The 18,363-nt window shown below is 54.6% G+C and carries 10 protein-coding genes; 7 read left to right on the top strand and 3 right to left on the bottom strand.

Annotated elements, in window-relative coordinates; translation table 11 throughout:
* The 3 genes from F8561_RS12295 to F8561_RS12285 form a co-directional block, all read left to right on the top strand.
* A partial coding sequence (locus tag F8561_RS12295) for an Ig-like domain-containing protein (protein WP_151887516.1) occupies positions 1-7,725 on the top strand: 7,725 nt, incomplete at its 5' end.
* A 76-nt stretch (positions 7,726-7,801) separates the two neighbouring features.
* Entirely contained in the window at positions 7,802-9,982 is a 2,181-nt protein-coding gene (locus F8561_RS12290; protein WP_151887515.1) for a type I secretion system permease/ATPase, read from the top strand.
* The gene (locus tag F8561_RS12285; protein ID WP_020884204.1) at positions 9,979-11,154 is read left to right on the top strand and encodes an HlyD family type I secretion periplasmic adaptor subunit; all 1,176 of its coding nucleotides are present in this window, start codon (positions 9,979-9,981) and stop codon (positions 11,152-11,154) included. The genes F8561_RS12290 and F8561_RS12285 overlap by 4 nt, the downstream gene beginning before the upstream one ends.
* A 35-nt stretch (positions 11,155-11,189) precedes the next feature.
* Here F8561_RS12285 and F8561_RS12280 read toward each other — a convergent pair whose 3' ends face one another.
* A complete protein-coding gene (locus F8561_RS12280; RefSeq protein ID WP_032678120.1) occupies positions 11,190-12,074 on the bottom strand; it encodes a MarR family transcriptional regulator in 885 nt (294 codons plus the stop codon).
* A gap of 291 nt (positions 12,075-12,365) precedes the next feature.
* Between F8561_RS12280 and F8561_RS12275 the strand changes: the two genes are divergently transcribed.
* Positions 12,366-13,829: an EAL domain-containing protein gene (locus tag F8561_RS12275; protein ID WP_032678121.1), complete on the top strand. Its 1,464-nt coding sequence runs from the start codon at positions 12,366-12,368 to the stop codon at positions 13,827-13,829.
* Positions 13,830-13,861: 32 nt separating this feature from the next.
* Here F8561_RS12275 and F8561_RS12270 read toward each other — a convergent pair whose 3' ends face one another.
* Together F8561_RS12270 and F8561_RS12265 are read right to left on the bottom strand one after the other, a co-directional pair.
* Complete coding sequence (locus F8561_RS12270) at positions 13,862-14,134, bottom strand: DUF883 family protein (RefSeq protein WP_014169987.1); 273 nt, start codon at positions 14,132-14,134, stop codon at positions 13,862-13,864.
* 119 nt (positions 14,135-14,253) lie between these two features.
* A complete protein-coding gene (locus tag F8561_RS12265) occupies positions 14,254-14,922 on the bottom strand; it encodes an epoxyqueuosine reductase QueH (protein ID WP_151887514.1) in 669 nt (222 codons plus the stop codon).
* 802 nt (positions 14,923-15,724) lie between these two features.
* Here F8561_RS12265 and F8561_RS12260 point away from each other — a divergent pair.
* The 3 genes from F8561_RS12260 (at position 15,725) to F8561_RS12250 (ending at position 18,258) form a co-directional block, all read left to right on the top strand.
* Positions 15,725-16,528, top strand: a complete 804-nt coding sequence (locus F8561_RS12260) for a DUF6694 family lipoprotein (RefSeq protein WP_032681051.1) — start codon at positions 15,725-15,727, stop codon at positions 16,526-16,528.
* A 302-nt stretch (positions 16,529-16,830) separates the two neighbouring features.
* Positions 16,831-17,106 carry a metal/formaldehyde-sensitive transcriptional repressor gene (locus F8561_RS12255; RefSeq protein WP_014169989.1) on the top strand — a complete coding sequence of 92 codons (276 nt, stop codon included), beginning with the start codon at positions 16,831-16,833 and terminating at the stop codon, positions 17,104-17,106.
* 33 nt (positions 17,107-17,139) lie between these two features.
* A complete protein-coding gene (locus F8561_RS12250) occupies positions 17,140-18,258 on the top strand; it encodes an S-(hydroxymethyl)glutathione dehydrogenase/class III alcohol dehydrogenase (protein WP_014169990.1) in 1,119 nt (372 codons plus the stop codon).
* Positions 18,259-18,363: the final 105 nt, after the last annotated feature.

The raw sequence follows: 18,363 nt of genomic DNA, 5'->3' as shown, positions 1-18,363 counted from the left end.
CCGTCTGCTGACCTGGCCGGTCTGAAAGAGGGCGATGCCAGCGTGCAGGTGAGCGTCACCAACGTCAACGGCAACAGCGCGTCTGCGGGCCGCGAGTACAGCGTGGACACCACCGCGCCGTCCGTAACGATTAACACCCTGGCGGCTGACGACATCCTGAATGCGACCGAAGCGAAAGCTGACCTGACGGTGTCCGGTACCAGCACCGCCGAAGCGGGCCAGACGATCACCGTGAGCCTGAACGGGAAGAACTACACCACCACCGTGGGGGCAGACGGCAACTGGACGCTGGACGTTCCGGCAGCCGACCTGGCGGCGCTCACGGACGGCAGCGTGACCGTGACGGCCGCCGTCAGTGACAAGGCGGGTAACCCGGCCTCGGTGGATCATAACCTGGCTGTCGACGTGACGGTGCCGGTCGTGACCATCAACACCGTGGCGGGCGACGACGTGATTAACGTGGCTGAGCATGCGCAGGCGCAGATCGTCAGCGGCTCTGCCACCGGCGCGGCGGCGGGCGATAAAGTCACCGTGACCGTTGGCAGCCAGACCTACACCACCGTGCTGGACGCCGCGGGCAACTGGAGCGTCGGCGTTCCGGCGAACGTGATTTCTGGCCTCAGCGACGGCACCGTGACGGTCAGCGTCAGCGTCACCGATGCCGCGGGCAATACCGGATCCGGCACCCATAACGTGACTGTCGATACCGGGCTGCCTTCCGTGGGCTTCGATACCCTGAGCGGCGACAATGTGCTGAACGCGGTGGAGAAAGGTCAGGATCTGAGCGTCAGCGGTACCAGCGCCAACCTTGCGGAAGGTACCCTGGTCACCGTGACCCTGAACGGCAAACAGTACACCGCAACAACCGCGGCGGACGGCGGCTGGAGCCTGACGGTACCGGCAGCGGATCTGACCGCGCTGGGTGAGGCGAACTACACCCTGAGCGCAACCGCGACGAACACCGTGGGTAACAGCGTCAGCAATACGGCGAACCTGCAGGTCGATACCGCGCTGCCGACCGTCATCATCAACACCGTGGCCGGTGACAACGTGATCAATGCGGCGGAAGTGGCGGCAGGCCAGACGATCGGCGGGAAAGTGGTGAACGCCGAAGCGGGTAACACCGTGACGGTCTCTGTCGGTGGCAATACCTACACCACAACGGTACAGAGCGATCTGAGCTGGTCGGTTGATGTCCCGCAGTCTGTGCTGACCGCGCTGGGTAATGGCGACCTGACCGTCACCGCAACGGTTACCAACGGACACGGCAATACCGGTTCCGGCGAGCGTGATATCTCCATCGATGCCAGCCTGCCGGGCCTGCGAGTCGATACCGTGGCAGGCGACGATGTGATCAACAGCATTGAGCATGGTCAGAACCTGATTGTCAGCGGCTCCAGCGATGGGCTGGCAGCGGGGACCATGCTTACGGTAACGGTGAACGGCAAAACCTATGCGGCGTCCGTACTGGCTGACGGGACCTGGAACGCGGCTATTCCGGCGACGGATGTAAGCGCGCTGCAGGCAGGAACGGTAACCGTTACCGTTGCAGGCCAAAGCACCACGGGCAATCCGGTGACCATCAGCCATGACGTCACTGTTGATCTGGCGGCCGTCGCCATCAGCATTGATACCATTGCCGTTGACGATGTGATTAACGCGGCGGAGAAAGGGGCAGATCTGCTGCTTTCCGGCACCACCAGCAACGTGGAAGCCAACCAGACCGTCAGCATCACGTTTGGTGGCAAGCACTACACGGCCACCGTTGATGCCAGCGGTAACTGGACGGCGACGGTACCGTCTGCTGACCTGGCCGGTCTGAAAGACGGCGATGCCAGCGTACAGGTGAGCGTCACCAACGTGAACGGCAACAGCGCCTCAGCAGGGCGCGAATACAGCGTCGATGCGACCGCGCCTGCCGTGACGATTGATACGGTTGCCGGCGACAACGTGATCAACGCCAGCGAAGCGTCTGCAGGTGTGGCCATCACCGGCACCACCACGGCAGAAGCGGGTCAGACGGTCACCGTAACGCTCGGCGATAAGCAGTACACCGCGCAGGTTCAGGCAGGCGGCACGTGGAGTGTGAATGTGCCCGGGGCCGACCTGACCGCGATGGCCGACAACGGCTACACCGTACAGGTTAGCGTGAGCGATGCGGCCGGTAACCCAGGCAGCGCGGATAAAGCCATTACCCTTGACACCACGCCACCGGTTATCAGCTTTAACGCGGTCGCCGTTGATGATGTGATCAACAGCGTGGAGCATGCGCAGGCGCAGATCGTCAGCGGTAGTGCAACCGGTGCAAACGTCGGCGACAGGCTGGTGATTACCGTCGGGTCTCATCAGTACACGACAACGGTAGATGCGAGCGGCAACTGGAGCGTGGGCGTCCCGGCCAGCGTAATTTCCTCGCTGGCTGACGGCACTGCGACCCTCAGCGCAACCATTACCGACAGTGCGGGCAACAGCAGCACGAAGACCCATGATGTGGTGGTCAACACGGCCTCGGTGGCGCTGACCGTGAATACCATTGCCGGCGACGACGTGTTAAATGCAGCAGAAGCACAGCAGCCGCTGACCGTGCACGGTTCTACCAGCGCGGAAGCCGGGCAGACCGTTACCGTAACGCTGGGGGGTAAAACCTACAGCGCAACGGTGGCGAACGATGGTACGTGGACGCTGGATGTGCCAGCCGCCGACCTGGCGGCCCTGAATCAAGGGGCGCTGACGCTGACCGCTTCAGTCAACGATAAAGCGGGTAACAGCGGACAGACCGCTCACACCTTGACGGTGGATACCGTGGCGCCAACCGTAACCATCGGCACTGTGGCGGATGACGATATTGTCAATAACGCTGAGCAGCTGGCAGGCCAGACCATCAGCGGCACCACCACGGCGGAACAGGGCCAGACGGTGACGGTTTCCTTCAACGATCACTGCTATCAGGCGACCGTGGGGGCGGACGGCTCGTGGTCGGTCTTTGTGCCGGGGCATGATTTCCTCGGCCTGAGTGAAGGGAATTACACCCTAACGGCGACGGTGAACGATAAGGCCGGTAACCCGGGCAGCGCGACGCACGACGTGACGCTGAACGGTGATGTCCCGACCATAACTATCCACACCTTTGCGCAGGACGATATCGTCAGCACCGCTGAACATGGTATCCCTCTGGTGGTCAGTGGTACCACCGACGCGCCTGCTGGCCAGACAGTGACCATCACCCTGAACGGCAAAACCTACACCACAACCGTGCAGGCTGACGGTAGCTGGAACTACACCGTAGGCAGTGCAGACGTGACCGCGCTGGCAGACGGAGGATCGTATGTGATCCATGCCCAGGTGAGTAACACCATCGGTAACACTGCCTGCGACGATCACACCGTGACCGTGGATCTGACCGCGCCGTCAATGGGGATCAGTATCGACGCCCTGCAAAACGATACCGGGCTGAGCGCGAGTGATTTCATCACCAACGACAGCCAGATTATTGTTAACGGTTCATTGACCGCGCAGCTCGGCAATAACGAGAAAGCGCAGATCAGCGTGGACGGCGGGGCGAGCTGGATTGACCTGGCCGTCACGGGCACCACCTGGCGCTACACCGATGGCCGCACCCTGACGGACGGTACGTATCAGTACCAGGTCCGCGTGATTGATAACGCGGGTAACGTAGGGGCAACGGACAGCCAGAACGTGGTGGTGGATCTCACCGCGCCTGCGGCGACGACCATTACGGTCGATTCCGTCAGTCAGGATACCGGTTTGTCTGGCAGCGACTTTATCACCAGCGATAACCAGATCAGCCTGAAAGGGACGCTCGGTGCGGCGCTGGGGAGTGGCGATCACGCGCAGATCAGCCTCGACGGCGGCGTAACCTGGACGGATGTCAGCGTCAGCGGACTGAGCTGGACCTGGGTTGATACCCGCACGCTGGCGGACGGCGATTATAACTATCAGCTTCGCGTGATTGACGATGCGGGCAATATCAGCGCCACCACCAGCCAGGTGGTTACCATTGATACCGTGGCACCCGATGCCAGTAAAACCATCGCCATTGACAGCATCAGCGATGACACTGGCCTGAGCAGCAGCGACTTTATCACCCATGATACCTCGCTAACGCTGCATGGCTCGCTCGGCGCGACGCTGGCTGACGGCGAATATGCGCAAATCAGCATCGACGGTGGCGTGACCTGGCAGAACGTGATTGTCACCGGCAACAGCTGGTACTACGTGGACGGCCGTACGTTGGGTAATGCCACCTATGACTATTATGTGCGCGTGGTGGATGCCGCAGGTAACGTGGGATCCAGTGCCCATCAGCAGGTGACTGTCGATACGGTCGCCCCGGATGCGGCGATTACGGTGACCGTGGATAACATCACCGTGGATACCGGCTTTGACAACAACGACTTCCTGACCAGTTCAACGTCATACACCCTGAACGGGACGCTGGGGGCGCAACCCGGTGCGGGCGAGTATGTTCAGGTCAGTATGGATGGCGGCACCACCTGGGTTAACGCGACGGTGAATGGCACACAGTGGAGCTATAACGACACGCGTACCCTGGCCGACGGTAGCTATAACTATCAGGTGCGGGTGGTCGATCTGGCCGGAAACGTCGGGGCAACCACGTCGCAGACGGTCACGGTTGATACCCACGCGCCTCAGTACGGCATCACCATTGACAGCATCAGTGAAGATACCGGGCAGTCCGGCACTGATTTCATCACCATGGACACCACGCTTACGTTCAATGGCTCGCTTGGCAGCGCGCTGGCCAATGATGAACGCGTGCAGATTAGCCTGGACGGCGGGAATACCTGGACAGATGCAACGGTAACCAACCAGCGCTGGAGCTACACCGATACCCGCGATCTGGCTGACGGTGATTACACCTATCAGGTGCGGATTATCGACCAGGCGGGCAACGTGGGCTCAACCTCATCGCAGGTGGTGACGGTGGATACCACGCCGCCAACCACCGTGGGAACCGTGGTGAGCTATACCGATGGCGAAGGTGAGCGTCTGGGCTCCTTTGGCAGCGCGATGGCGACGGATGACAGCTCGCCGCTGATCAACGGAACGCTGAACCGCGCGCCGGATGACGGTGAGATTGTGCAGCTTTATCGTGACGGGATCCTGCTGGGCCAGGTCACGATGAACGGTAGCGCAAGCTGGTCCTTCCAGGATAACGGCCTGAGCGATGGCAATCATACGTATATCCTGCGGGTGACCGATAAAGCCGGTAACTATACGGAATCGGACGGGTTTGTACTGAACGTCGATACCAGTATCCCGACCACCACGGCGGCAATTACCGCGCAGACAACATCGGATACCACGCCGATTGTCAGCGGAACGGTCTCCGCGGATCTGGTGAACGGCGAGTACCTGGTGGTGAATGTGAACGGTAAAACCTACACCTCGCAGACGGGCGGCGCGGTGGTGGTCGACCCGGATCACAACACCTGGTATCTGCAGATCCCGGACAGCGATGCACTGAGCGTTGCCAGCTATAACGTAACGGCACAGGTGAAGAGCAGTGCGGGTAACGGCAATACCACCGGGACGGCGAGCGGCAGCCTGGTGATTGATACCACAACGGTGAATACCAGCTGGGCCACTACGGCGGGTAACAGCGATAACTCGACCATGACCGTCGGCATGAACAGCAGCGGCCTGTGGAATATCATTGCTAACGGACAGTCCTATTCCAGCAGTGATGATTCAGCCTACGCGGCGAACGCGCTAACCAATACGCGTGGCTTCCCTGCCGTAAGCCAGACCGCCGCCGATTTCGACCGTAACGGCACGCAGGACATCTTTGCGACTGAAACCACCTACGGCGGGTCTACACAGGTGATGTGGACCTACGATGGCAGCACTTACAACGCCAGCCAACTGGGTATGGGAACCACTATCTGGTACGGCGGTGTCATTGCCTACGATAAAACCGGTGACGGGTATCTGGACCTTGCGTATGGCGATGCCGGTGCGGACTCCATTACCTACCTTATTAACAACAAGGGGGTACTCACGCCGGATGGGAGCTATGGCGGCGCCGGGTTCTGGGGACAATTCACCACCATGCGTGAAATCTCCGGCGTTGACCTGAATAACGACGGCACCGTGGATGTGGTTCAGCACACCAACCGCAGCGGCGCGTACTCGCTTACCGTGATTAACAACAACGGTAACGGGACGTTATCCCTCGGTCAGAACCTGACTAACGTGTTTGTGGCAAACGTGGCGAATACCACCACAGCGGCGTCGATGACGTGGGCGGATTTCAACGGCGATGGCTACATGGATCTGTACCTGGGCAGCAGCTATAACAACAACGGCGGGGTGATCTACTACAACGACGGTACCGGGAAACTCTCCACCACCAAGAGCGCGGTTGAGGCGTCTAACGCGTCAGCAGGGTATCTGTCGGTGGCGGTGGACTGGAACGCTGACGGCCAGATGGACGTCATCAAGCTCAGTACCTACAGCGGAGCGCAGACCGCAACCCTGTTTACCAACAACGGTTACGGTTCAAGCTGGACAGCAAGTCAGCTGGCTTCCGGACTGGCGAACGTCACCGGTGTGGCCGCCGTGGATTACAACTGGGACGGCGCGCAGGATCTGCTGGTGTCGCAGCAGAACGGCAAAGTGGTGCTGGTGCAAAACAGCAAAACCGTTGCCGACGGCACGGCGATGCATCTGCACATTGTCGACAGTGAGGGTATCAACGCCTACTACGGTAATACGGTCAATCTGTATAACGCGGCGGGCGTACTGGTGGCCTCGCAGATCATCAACGCCCAGTCCGGTATCGGTTCGAACGATACCTCTGCACTGGTGAGTTTCTACGGTCTGGATCCGAATGAAACTTACTCGGCCGAGATCCTGAAAATCACCAATGGCGTGTCGGATAACGTCACCTGGAGCGGTCTGGAAGCCGGCAACGGTAAAGAGGGCTACGTCCTCACTGCCGAAGCAGCAACCGGGGGGCACAGCGGGACGCTTACCGGTACCGGGTATAACGACACCTTTATCGCCGAGGACGGCACGTATACCTATAACGGTTCCGGCGGCTGGACGACCCACTCGGATCACGACACCTGGAGTAACACCGGGGGTATGGACGTGGTGGACTACCGCAATGCGACGTCCGGCGTGACCGTCGACCTGCGTCTTTCTACCGCGCAGGACACCGGGTTTGGTACCTCACGCCTGCTGAACATTGAGGGCATTAACGGCTCGGACTTTGACGATGTCATTACCGGCAACAGTGGTAACAACCAGTTCGAAGGCCGTGGCGGTAACGATACGTTCAATATTGGCAGCGGCGGTCACGATACGCTGCTCTACACGTTGATCAACGCCTCCAATGCCACAGGCGGTAACGGCAGTGATGTGGTGAACGGCTTTACGGTGGGCACCTGGGAAGGCACGGCGGATACGGATCGTATTGACCTGCGCGACCTGCTTTCAGGCAGCGGCTACACCGGTACGGGCTCAGCGAGCTATGTGAACGGGGTCGCCACGCTGGACGGCAGTGCGGGGAATATCACCGATTACATCCGCGTGGTGCAAAACGGCAGCAATACCGAAATCCAGGTTGACCTGGACGGTAGCGGCGGCCAGTTCTCACCCACAACGCTGGTCACGCTGAACGGCGTGCAGACCGATCTGGCTACGCTGCTGGCAAATCATCAACTGTTAATTGCGTAAAACTATGCCGCGAGGATCACTCCTCGCGGCCTTTTGCGTGGCTACAACGAAGAGCGATAAAAGATTTCACAACATTATGAAGACACATCCACAGTACGAACCCTGGTTGCAGGGCATGCTCATCATCGCGAAGCACTGTCGGCTGGACTTCTCGGCAGAGCATGTTCGGGTCACGATTAACCATGAAAGCCAGTCTCCACGCCAGTTGGTGCTGGAAGAGATGGCACGCCAGCTTGGGTTAGGGATGCGTATGGTGGCGGCCGACGCGGTCTCCCTCGACCCGTGGCGTTTACCTCTGCTTGCGGAATTTACCGGCGGGCAAATCGCGGTCATTAACCGCATGGACAGCGAGGGCAACGTGAGCCTGCAGTTCAGCGGTGACGGCGGCCTGGAGACGACGCTGACGCGTGATGCGCTGTGCTCACGGTTGACAGGACTGCTGGTGCTGCGCCCGCTCGAGTCCACGCCGGATGCCCGGGTGGATGATTACATTAAACCGTATGAGAAAAACTGGTTCTGGCAGCTGGCCCTGAAGGACTGGCGACGCTACAGCGATATTATGCTGGTGGCGCTGGTCGCTAACGTCCTGGCCCTTTCCGGCATGGTCTTTTCCATGCAGGTGTATGACAGGGTGGTGCCCTCGCAATCGGAAGCCACGCTGTGGGTACTGTTTGGCGGCGTGATGATCGCCATTGTTTTCGAATTCATCATGCGCATGCTGCGCGTGCACATTTCGGATGTGGTGGGTAAACGCGCCGACCTGCGTATTTCTGAACGCGTTTTTGCACACGCGCTGCGGATTAAAAACGGGGCGCGCTCTAAGTCAACCGGGTCGTTCATTGCCCAGATCCGCGAGCTGGAGTCGGTTCGTGAACTGATCACGTCCACCACCATTGCGGCCATCTCCGATCTGCCATTCTTCCTGCTGTTTGTGTTCATTTTGTGGATGATTGGCGGACCGCTGGTACTGGTTGTCCTGCTTGCCGTGCCGCTGCTGCTTATCCCGGGCCTGCTGGTCCAGCGCCCGCTGGGCAAACTGTCCAGCGAAGGGATGCGCGAGTCCGCCATTCGTAACGCCACGCTGGTGGAAGCGGTTCAGGGCATTGAAGACATCAAGCTGATGCGCGCTGAACAGCGCTTCCAGAATCAGTGGAATAACACCAATGATGTTGCCGCTAACGTCGGCATGAAGCAGCGCTGGCTGACCGGGCTGTTGCTGACCTGGACGCAGGAGGTGCAGTCGATTGTGTATGCCGTGGTGCTGCTGGTGGGGTGTTACCTGGTTATCAGCGGGGACATGACCACCGGTGCGCTGGTGGGGACCTCTATTCTCGCGTCGCGGACCATCGCGCCGCTGTCGCAAATTTCAGGCGTGCTCTCCCGCTGGCAGTCGGCGAAAGTGGCGCGTAAAGGACTCGACGATCTGATGCAGCGCCCGATTGACGATCCTCAGCAGGGCAAGAAGGTGCATAAAGCCCATCTGCGGGGGGATTATGCGCTGGAAGAGGTGGGGTTCTGGTACGACGATGAAGAAAAACTCACCGTTCTGAACATCAGCAAACTGCAGATTCGCGCCGGTGAGCGGGTGGCGGTGCTCGGACGCAATGGCTCCGGCAAAAGCACGCTGCTGCAACTGCTGGCTGGGATGCAGGAGCCTCAGCAGGGCAGCATTCTGCTGGATAATATCGCGTTGAACCACCTGGACCCGGCTGACGTTCGCCGCGACATGCAGCTGCTGAGCCAGCAGGCGCGGCTGTTCTTTGGCTCCGTGCGGGACAACATTCTGATGGGCAACCCGCTGGCCACCGACGATGAGATCCATCAGGCGCTGGTGAACAGTGGTGCGCTGGAGTTTGTCCGCAAACAGAAAATGGGGCTCAACTACATTATCAACGAAGGCGGTGCGGGCCTGTCCGGCGGGCAGCGTCAGGCGTTATTACTGGCTCGCGCCCTGATCACCTCTCCGAACATTTTGTTGCTGGATGAACCTACCGCCTGGCTTGACGAGATGAGTGAGAAGCAGTTTATCCAGCACCTTAAACCGTGGTTGGGCAAGCGCCGGACGCTGGTGGTCGCGACCCATCGTCTGCCTATTCTGGAACTGGTTGACCGTATCATCGTGCTGGAAAACGGCAAGGTGATCATGGATGGCCCGCGCGACGCCATTCTTCGCCAGCACGGTATGGCGCCGCAAAAAGCCTCACAGCGTACCGTGACCATGAAACCGACACCAGTAGCAGAGGAGGGCGTAGCATGACTGATTTCTCTCGCGTCAACAGCCGCCTGAAGGAGCCACGCTTGCCGCGGTCAACCTGGGTCGCCTGGTCGCTGTTCGCCCTGCTGGCGGTATTTATCACCTGGGCAAGCCTGTTCAGCCTTGATGAGGTCACCACCGGTAGCGGCAAGGTGATCCCCTCTTCGCACGAGCAGGTGATCCAGTCCCTCGAAGGGGGCATTATTCACAGTTTGCTGGTGCGTGAAGGCGACATCGTTGAGCGTGGTCAGCAGCTTGCACAGCTTGACCGGACGAAAACCGAATCAAGCGTGCTGGAAAGTGAATCGCGCCTGAATGCCGCGCTGGCAACTGCCTCGCGTCTAAAGGCCGAAGTGAACGACACGGCACTGGCTTTTCCGGCAGAGCTGGATGATGACGTTGAGCTGGTCAAACAGGAAACGGCGCTGTATCAGTCTCGTCGCGAAAGTCTTGAGAAAGGGCTGGCGGGGTTACGGCAGGGGGCCGAACTGGTGCAGCGTGAGCTGTCGCTGACCCGTCCGCTGGTGACGCAGGGGGCAGCCAGTAAGGTGGAGGTGTTACGTCTTGAGCGTCAAAAAAATGAGCTTGAGAACAAAATCACCGAGATGAAAAACCAGTATTACGTTCGCGCCCGTGAAGAGCTGGCGAAAGCGAACGCGGAGATTGAAGCGCAACGTTCGGTGATGAAAGGGCGTGAAGATTCGTTGACCAGACTGACCTTCAATGCGCCGGTGCGCGGGATCGTTAAGGATATCGACGTGACAACCGTGGGAGGGGTGATTCCGCCAAACGGCAAGCTGATGAGCCTGGTTCCGCTTGATGACCAGATGGTGATTGAAGCGAAAATCTCGCCGCGCGATGTCGCCTTTATTCATCCGGGACAAAAAGCGCTGGTGAAAGTGACCGCCTATGACTACTCCATTTACGGTGGGCTGGAGGGCGAGGTGACCATGATTTCGCCGGATACGCTTCAGGATGAGGTGAAAAGGGATGTGTATTACTATCGGGTCTATATTCGCACTGACAGTAACCATCTGACCAATAAACAAGGCAAAGCCTTCCCGGTGTTTCCGGGGATGATTGCGACCGTTGATATTAAAACAGGCAGTAAAACGATTCTGGATTATCTGTTGAAACCGCTTAATAAGGCGAAAGAGGCACTGCGGGAACGGTAAGCAAAGGGCGTTCGGGAAACCGAACGCCAGAAACATTATACCGTCGACGTTACGTTAACAACGTGGCGTCGTTCTTTAGGAACGACGTTGATATAGTGAGTCACATAGGCGAAGTATAATCCGGCATAGTTTTCGACCAGTTCTATAAACGCCGGGTAAATCGACATCTGGCCATCACCCTGATCTTTAAGATAACCCGCCTCTTGCGCCGATTTGATAATACGGTTGACGTGGATCCGTGAAACAAAAAATTCTTTAGCCAGTAAGTTGGCTGAATAAGGTATGACTGCACCATGTACGGTTTTATTTTTTATGGCCTGCAGGTAAAGATATAACATTATCATTCGCCCTCCGTCTTTATCAATAAACAATCCCACTTCAGGCAAAACCTTCCTGAACGTTAATCCCCTGAAAAGGTATTCCGCTGCGCGACGGAAAAAGTTATTTCGCAGGATGTCGTTATCCAGCAGATTAACGTTGATATTAAACTTTGGGAAAAGAATACTTACCGGCAAAAATGCGCCGGACATGTAGCGTTTAAGTTCATTAAGTCCCTTTTCAGTCGGTGCGATTCTCGTTTTGCGTCTGTCTTCACTGCAGCGCCAGGTCTTGATGCGCCCGGTGGTTCTGAGCAAGGTGATGATCGCAATCACACTGTTGGGGCTGGCTATTTTATAACGGGAACATAATTCTTTAATTTCTGATACTGACTCAGCCTGATTTCCAAAGATAAAACAACACATGGAAAGAATAATGTTGAACCGTGATTCCTGAAGCATCGTTTTGTAGAACAAAGGTTGTTTTTTGTAGATGGCGTCATTAATGGTGTAGTGCTCTGTTATTGCCTCACTGAATCGCGGATTGTTTTTAATGACATCCCTTCGATGTAGCAAGGCCCTGGATGAGATATGATTATCCATAGCGTTTGTCTCTTATATGAATGAGCCGATAGATGAAGTATCCAGTCTTCTTTCGGATTTTTCATTATACCTTGAGATTGACATATTTACCGTTATTATTTGATGCGAATTTTATATTTATACTGCATATGGATACAGGCGGTGATTAACACAAAGATGTTCTCGTGAGTCACGTTGATAACGGTTTCTTAACCTGATGGTGTACTGTAAAATTATTATCAACAACAGGGTTTTTTTATATTTTGTTACATTCACAAATGGGATATGTGTTTTTGTGCCCAGGAGCAGGTTATGACCCAAAATATTTCTTTCAGAAATGCTGCTTTTTATGAGCAAAAATTTGTCATCTCAACCTGCCATTTCACATTTCAGGGGTACAGTCTGTTACTCAAACAGTACGGTATAGACGCTTCGCACGTTCGTTTTGAGGGGGATGAACCTTCCCGGCAGGATCTGGAAAATATCCTTAGCAGTCAAAACGCTCAAATCTCGGTGTTTCTCGGAAAAGGTGTGGTCTCTCTGCTGGAGAGCCTGAAGCGACTCGCTTGCGTGCTAAATAAACTTCCTGTTATTCGAAAGGTAACCCTGTACGGGGAAATGCCGGATGGCTGGCTGTATCGAACGCTGGGGAATCTTTTAAATAATACTTTCCAGCTTTCATTGATTCGTATAGCCAGCGTGTCTGATGTTATGACCTGTTTTCGTATGCATAATGACGTATTTAAGGATAACTCACGTTCATTGCGTGACCAATATTGGGGGTTGTCTTATCAGGAAAACGTAAAAGGTTTAACCGAAAGAGAGGTAAGCGTTTTATTAAATTTTTATCGCGGAATGTCAGTGAAAGAGCAGTGTGAAAAAATGGGGCTGTCTAATAAAACGGTTTATACTCATCGTAAGGAAGGGGTGAAAAAATTACACCAGATCCGACGCTGGCTGAAAGATCCGCATGCCTTAAGAATGGAAGGAAGCACGGAACGGTTAACGCAAAAAGAAAGTCTCTCTGCCAAAGAGACGGCGATTTATAATGCATTGCTAAAAAGAGAGATATTCCCTGCGTATCAGATCATAACCGATCGTTATAAGAAGGGGGTGGGGTTTGAGATACTCATTCGCTGGAATAATAATGGTAAAATTATCAAGCCAGTTAATTTTCTTACTGATATTTCAAGCCAGGAAATATGGCTAAAAATTACTGCGCTAGTGATTCATGCTGCGGTGTCAGGTATTAATAAATATAACGGTAAATATTATTTTTCCGTCAATATCCCCCCGCGACTTGCCTCGGGTAATGCACTTCCCGACATGGCCAAAAAGGCTGTGGCGATGCTGCTCAATCCGCAGTGGGCCGACAAACTGGTCTTTGAATTTGCGGAAGATATTGATGTGACCAAGGATAGGACGATCCCAGAAACCATGCGGCGTTTACGCAATACCGGGTGCCGGCTGTTTCTCGATGACTGCTTTTCCAACCATCAAACCATGTTCCCGGTAAGGCAGGTGCATTTTGATGGATTAAAGCTTGACCGGGATATCGTCGAGCATTTTGTGGCGAATGACAACGATTATAATCTTATTAAAGCGATACAGATATACAGCGATATGACCGGCACGGATTGTATTGCTGAAGGGGTGGATAGCGAAGAGAAGTTTGAGAAGTTAGTCGCCCTTGGGGTTAAAAGTTTTCAGGGCTATTATCTGTCGCGGGCGGTGAAAGAAGACGAATTAGATCGCATGGTCAGACTGTTTAGCTAAAGCGCAAAAATAAAGCCCCGAAGGGCCTTTATTTATTTTCGACCCAGTAACAGGCCGAGAACAATACCTACCGCCCCGGCAGCAATTAAACCCGTCAGGGGATTGTTTCTCACCGCTTCAGTGACATCGGAAACGGCGTCGCTGGCCTGTGCGGCATATTTTTTGGCAGCACCTTTAACCTGATGCTTAGGGGAGTCAACGAAATCGCCAAACTGCTGCTGGGCTGAGCCTGCCAGTTCATCGAGTTTATTTTTCGCTTTGTCTTCTGCAAACTGTGTATTTTTATCAGTATTGAAATCAGTCATTTTTGCCTCCTTGTGTTGATAGTATAAGGATAGCCTCTCTTTTGCGTTTTAAGGGACGTAGGGCGGAATTTGGCACAAAATCCTCCTGTTTTCGGATATATCTCTACGCCATAAACCCTTTATTTCTCATTCTCATCCTGACCGTAATACAGTTTCCCAATCCGGATAAGCGGGCGGCCCTGAGACTTGCGGTGCAGGTTACTGTCCCTGAGCGAATACACGCACCCGCAGTATTCCTGCTGGTAAAACTGTTCTCGTTTGCTTATCTCAATCATGCGCGAGGAACCGCCCTGTTTGCGCCAGTTGTAGTCCCAGTAGACCATCCCCGGATAGCGCGCTGCAGCACGCTGGCCGCAGTCATTTATCTGCTGCATATTCTTCCAGCGGGAGATCCCTAATGAACTACTGATGACGCGAAACCCATTTTCTGCCGCATACAACGCCGTGCGTTCGAAACGCATATCGAAGCACATGGTGCAGCGGATGCCGCGCTCGGGTTCCCATTCCATGCCCTTAGCGCGTTCAAACCAGTTATCGGTGTCGTAATCGGCATCGACAAACGGCACGCCGTGTTTTTCCGCAAAGCGAATATTCTCCTCCTTACGGATGAGGTATTCCTTTTGTGGATGAATATTGGGGTTATAGAAAAATATGGTGTAATCAATTCCCGAGGCCTGGATGGCCTCCATCACTTCTCCCGAGCAGGGGGCGCAGCAGGAGTGCAGCAGCAGTTTGTCGGCATCGTCTGGCAGGGTAAGTTGAGGGCGGATAAAGGGGGTTGTACTCATCGTATCAACTCTATGTGGATGAAATTTATTGAATTGTAGTCCCGTAATCGAAGAAAGTGAACGTTCAGGGCAAACCTCGGCGAACGTAAACATACACGTTTCTTTTCTATGGCTCCGATCACGTCACCTCGTATTCCCCTGATCCTGCGACGACTCGCAGCAATCATGCATTGACCGAAGGAATAAATTCGACATAATTTATTTCTGTGGTGAATCCTCTCTGACGAGAGGGCGTTCCGGACTACTGCTGTCCGCAGGTATGCACGCGTCTTTGCTTACCAGGGGAGAGTCACTGGGATGCACCCGGCACCACGATTCTTTCTTTATTTTTTTATCCCATTGGAAGGGTATAGAGTGCACAAGTTTAATTCCTCTCTTCTTGCGATTTTTTTGCTGACAGGTTGTAGTTCCGATCTGGTTCTCAGCCCACCTCAAAAACCTGAATACAAGGCTATGCCAGAGATAACCCAGTCTGTGACGCCATCCCAACAGCGTGCGATCATGGCTGGCGAGAGGCCTGATTGGTCAGAAAGGACGCCAGTCGGCACCATGAAACGATATTGATAAATACCTAGCGACCAGGGCTGCCATTCGGTGGCCTTTTTTATTGTGATGAATGAGCGGGATGTGATGGCCGCAGCCAAAAGGCAGAAGGCATGGTGAAAACGACCCTGCACCTGGCGTTGATAATCACCAGACGTGTAGAATGCAACTGAATCAAGTTAATGTTCTATATGCTTATTTTATCAATGCACCAATTCCTGATAAGATTGTTCCTAATTTTTACTGATGGAATAGGGACATGAAAAAAATTGTTGGCGTGATATTACTTTCCTGCTTACTTGCCGGTTGCGATAAACCAAAAATTGACTCATCAACTGATGATGCAATGAAATCGTCTATAGCTAAAGTCAGAGAGTCACTTCCGGAGAATAAGCGGGAGGAGTTTGATAGCGCTCTGCAAGTTGTGGCATTCAGTAACATCAACATGGCTGATCTCATGCATGCTTCATCAGACAATGACAAAGAAGACCTCAGCAAAAAGATGCGCGAACCCCTGTCGGGAAAGACTGCTGAGGAAGTCATTTCTTATGCTCAGAAAGTAACAGCAGAGAGAGAGCTTAAGCAGAAAGAACAGGCAATTCAGGAAATTAAAACGCTAGAAAAGAAAAAAGCTGACTCAGATATGGCTAAAGAAGAGCTGAAGAAAATCCAGGTTTTATCAGCCAGATTTACCAGGGAGCCTGAGGAAGACGGTGAGCCACAACCCGTAATTAGACTGGTTGTAAAAAACAAGAGTGAAAACGTTATTTCCAGAGCCTACCTGCATGGAGTGATAGCAAGCAGCGGACACTCAGATCCCTGGTTGGAAAGTAAGTTCTTTTACGATATTCCTGACGGGCTTAAACCGAATGAAGAAGCTACATGGGCTCTGGCTCCGCCTAAAAATTCTGAATGGGGTCAACTTTATGCCCCAAGCGACGCTGTTTTCACTGTGACAGTCATGAGAGTAGACGGTACTGATAAGCGGGCGTTGTTTGATGCAACAATGTTTACAGAGGAAGACGGTAACAAGCTTGATGAATTGAAGAAAAAATACCCGTGATTTTTAGCTAAAAAAATGACCCGCTTAGGCGGGTTTTTTTACGTCCGGAGGAAACGTGGCGACAGATATATTAACCTGGTGAACCCAGATACGGGCAGAAAGGGAAGGGAAGTTTAGCTACACGATTCGTTCTGCATCCTTTGGTCGTGGTTATGAGCAAATCGCAGGAGATGAATTAACCCTGAGCAGCAATTCTGGCTGATGACCCTCTCAGCTAACTACACAATAACCACGTCAAACCTAATGTTTACATAAAGCTGTTTTAAAAGATACAATACCCCCCTATAGTATCAGGAGGGCGTATGCCGCATTCACCCGCAGATAAAAAACGTATTCTGACGCGCGTCCGCCGCATTCGAGGGCAGGTTGATGCTCTTGAGCGTGCACTGGAATCGGGCGACCCCTGTCTGGCCATCCTGCAGCAAATTGCCGCCGTGCGCGGTGCTGCGAATGGGCTGATGGGCGAAATGGTTGAAATTCACCTCAAAGATGAGCTGGTGACCGGGGAAACAACGCCGGACCAGCGGGCCGTTCGCATGGCAGAAGTCGGCCATTTGCTGCGCTCTTATCTAAAATAAACCCACAGACCTCACAATAAGGGAAGAGACATTATGAAATCTCGCGCTGCTGTCGCATTTGGCCCCGGCCAGCCGCTCAAAATCGTTGAAATCGACGTGGCTCCGCCGAAGAAAGGCGAAGTCCTGATCAAAATTACCCATACCGGCGTGTGCCATACCGATGCGTTTACCCTTTCGGGTGACGATCCTGAAGGCGTGTTCCCGGCGGTACTCGGCCACGAAGGCGGCGGGATTGTGGTGGAAGTCGGCGAGGGTGTGACCAGCCTGAAACCGGGTGACCATGTGATCCCGCTGTACACGGCAGAATGTGGTGAGTGTAAGTTCTGTAAATCCGGCAAAACTAACCTCTGCCAGGCGGTTCGCGCTACTCAGGGTAAAGGTCTGATGCCAGACGGTACCACTCGCTTCTCCTATAACGGTGAGCCGATCTATCACTACATGGGCACCAGTACCTTCAGCGAATACACCGTGTGCGCGGAAATTTCGCTGGCGAAAGTGAACCCACAGGCGCCGCTGGATAAGGTTTGCCTGCTGGGCTGCGGCGTAACCACCGGGATTGGCGCGGTGCATAACACCGCAAAAGTGAAAGAGGGCGACACCGTTGCGGTGTTCGGTCTGGGCGGTATCGGTCTGGCGGTTATCCAGGGGGCGGTGCAGGCGAAGGCGGGTCGTATTATCGCTGTCGATACTAACCCGGAGAAATTCACCCTGGCAGGTGAAATGGGTGCCACTGATTTCGTGAACCCGAAAGACTACGATAAGCCGGTTCAGGATGTGATCGTTGAGATGACTGATGGCGGCGTTGACTTCAGCTTCGAATGTATCGGTAACGTTAACGTGATGCGTTCCGCGCTTGAATGCTGCCACAAAGGCTGGGGTGAGAGCATCATCATTGGCGTTGCCGGTGCGGGCCAGGAGATCAAAACCCGTCCATTCCAGCTAGTGACCGGCCGTGTGTGGCGTGGTTCAGCGTTTGGCGGCGTGAAAGGGCGCACCCAGCTTCCGGGCATGGTGGAAGATGCAATGGTCGGGAAAATTCAGCTCGACCCGTTCATTACCCATCGCCTGCCGCTGGAGCAAATCAACGACGCGTTCGATTTGATGCACGAAGGTAAGTCCATCCGTACCGTGATTCACTTCGGCGACAAGTAACTCTTCTGCCAGCGGTTTTTTTTGCCGCTGGCGTTTCCTGCATAATCTTCTCTAAAGTGTGACCTGCCTTGCGCTTTTAGCCGTAAGCTAATCTCCAGCCGTGCC

The sequence above is a fragment of the Enterobacter sp. 198 genome, from assembly GCF_009025585.1.
In the GTDB taxonomy this organism is placed as follows: domain Bacteria; phylum Pseudomonadota; class Gammaproteobacteria; order Enterobacterales; family Enterobacteriaceae; genus Enterobacter; species Enterobacter ludwigii.
This window is presented reverse-complemented; position numbering and strand designations above follow the sequence as displayed.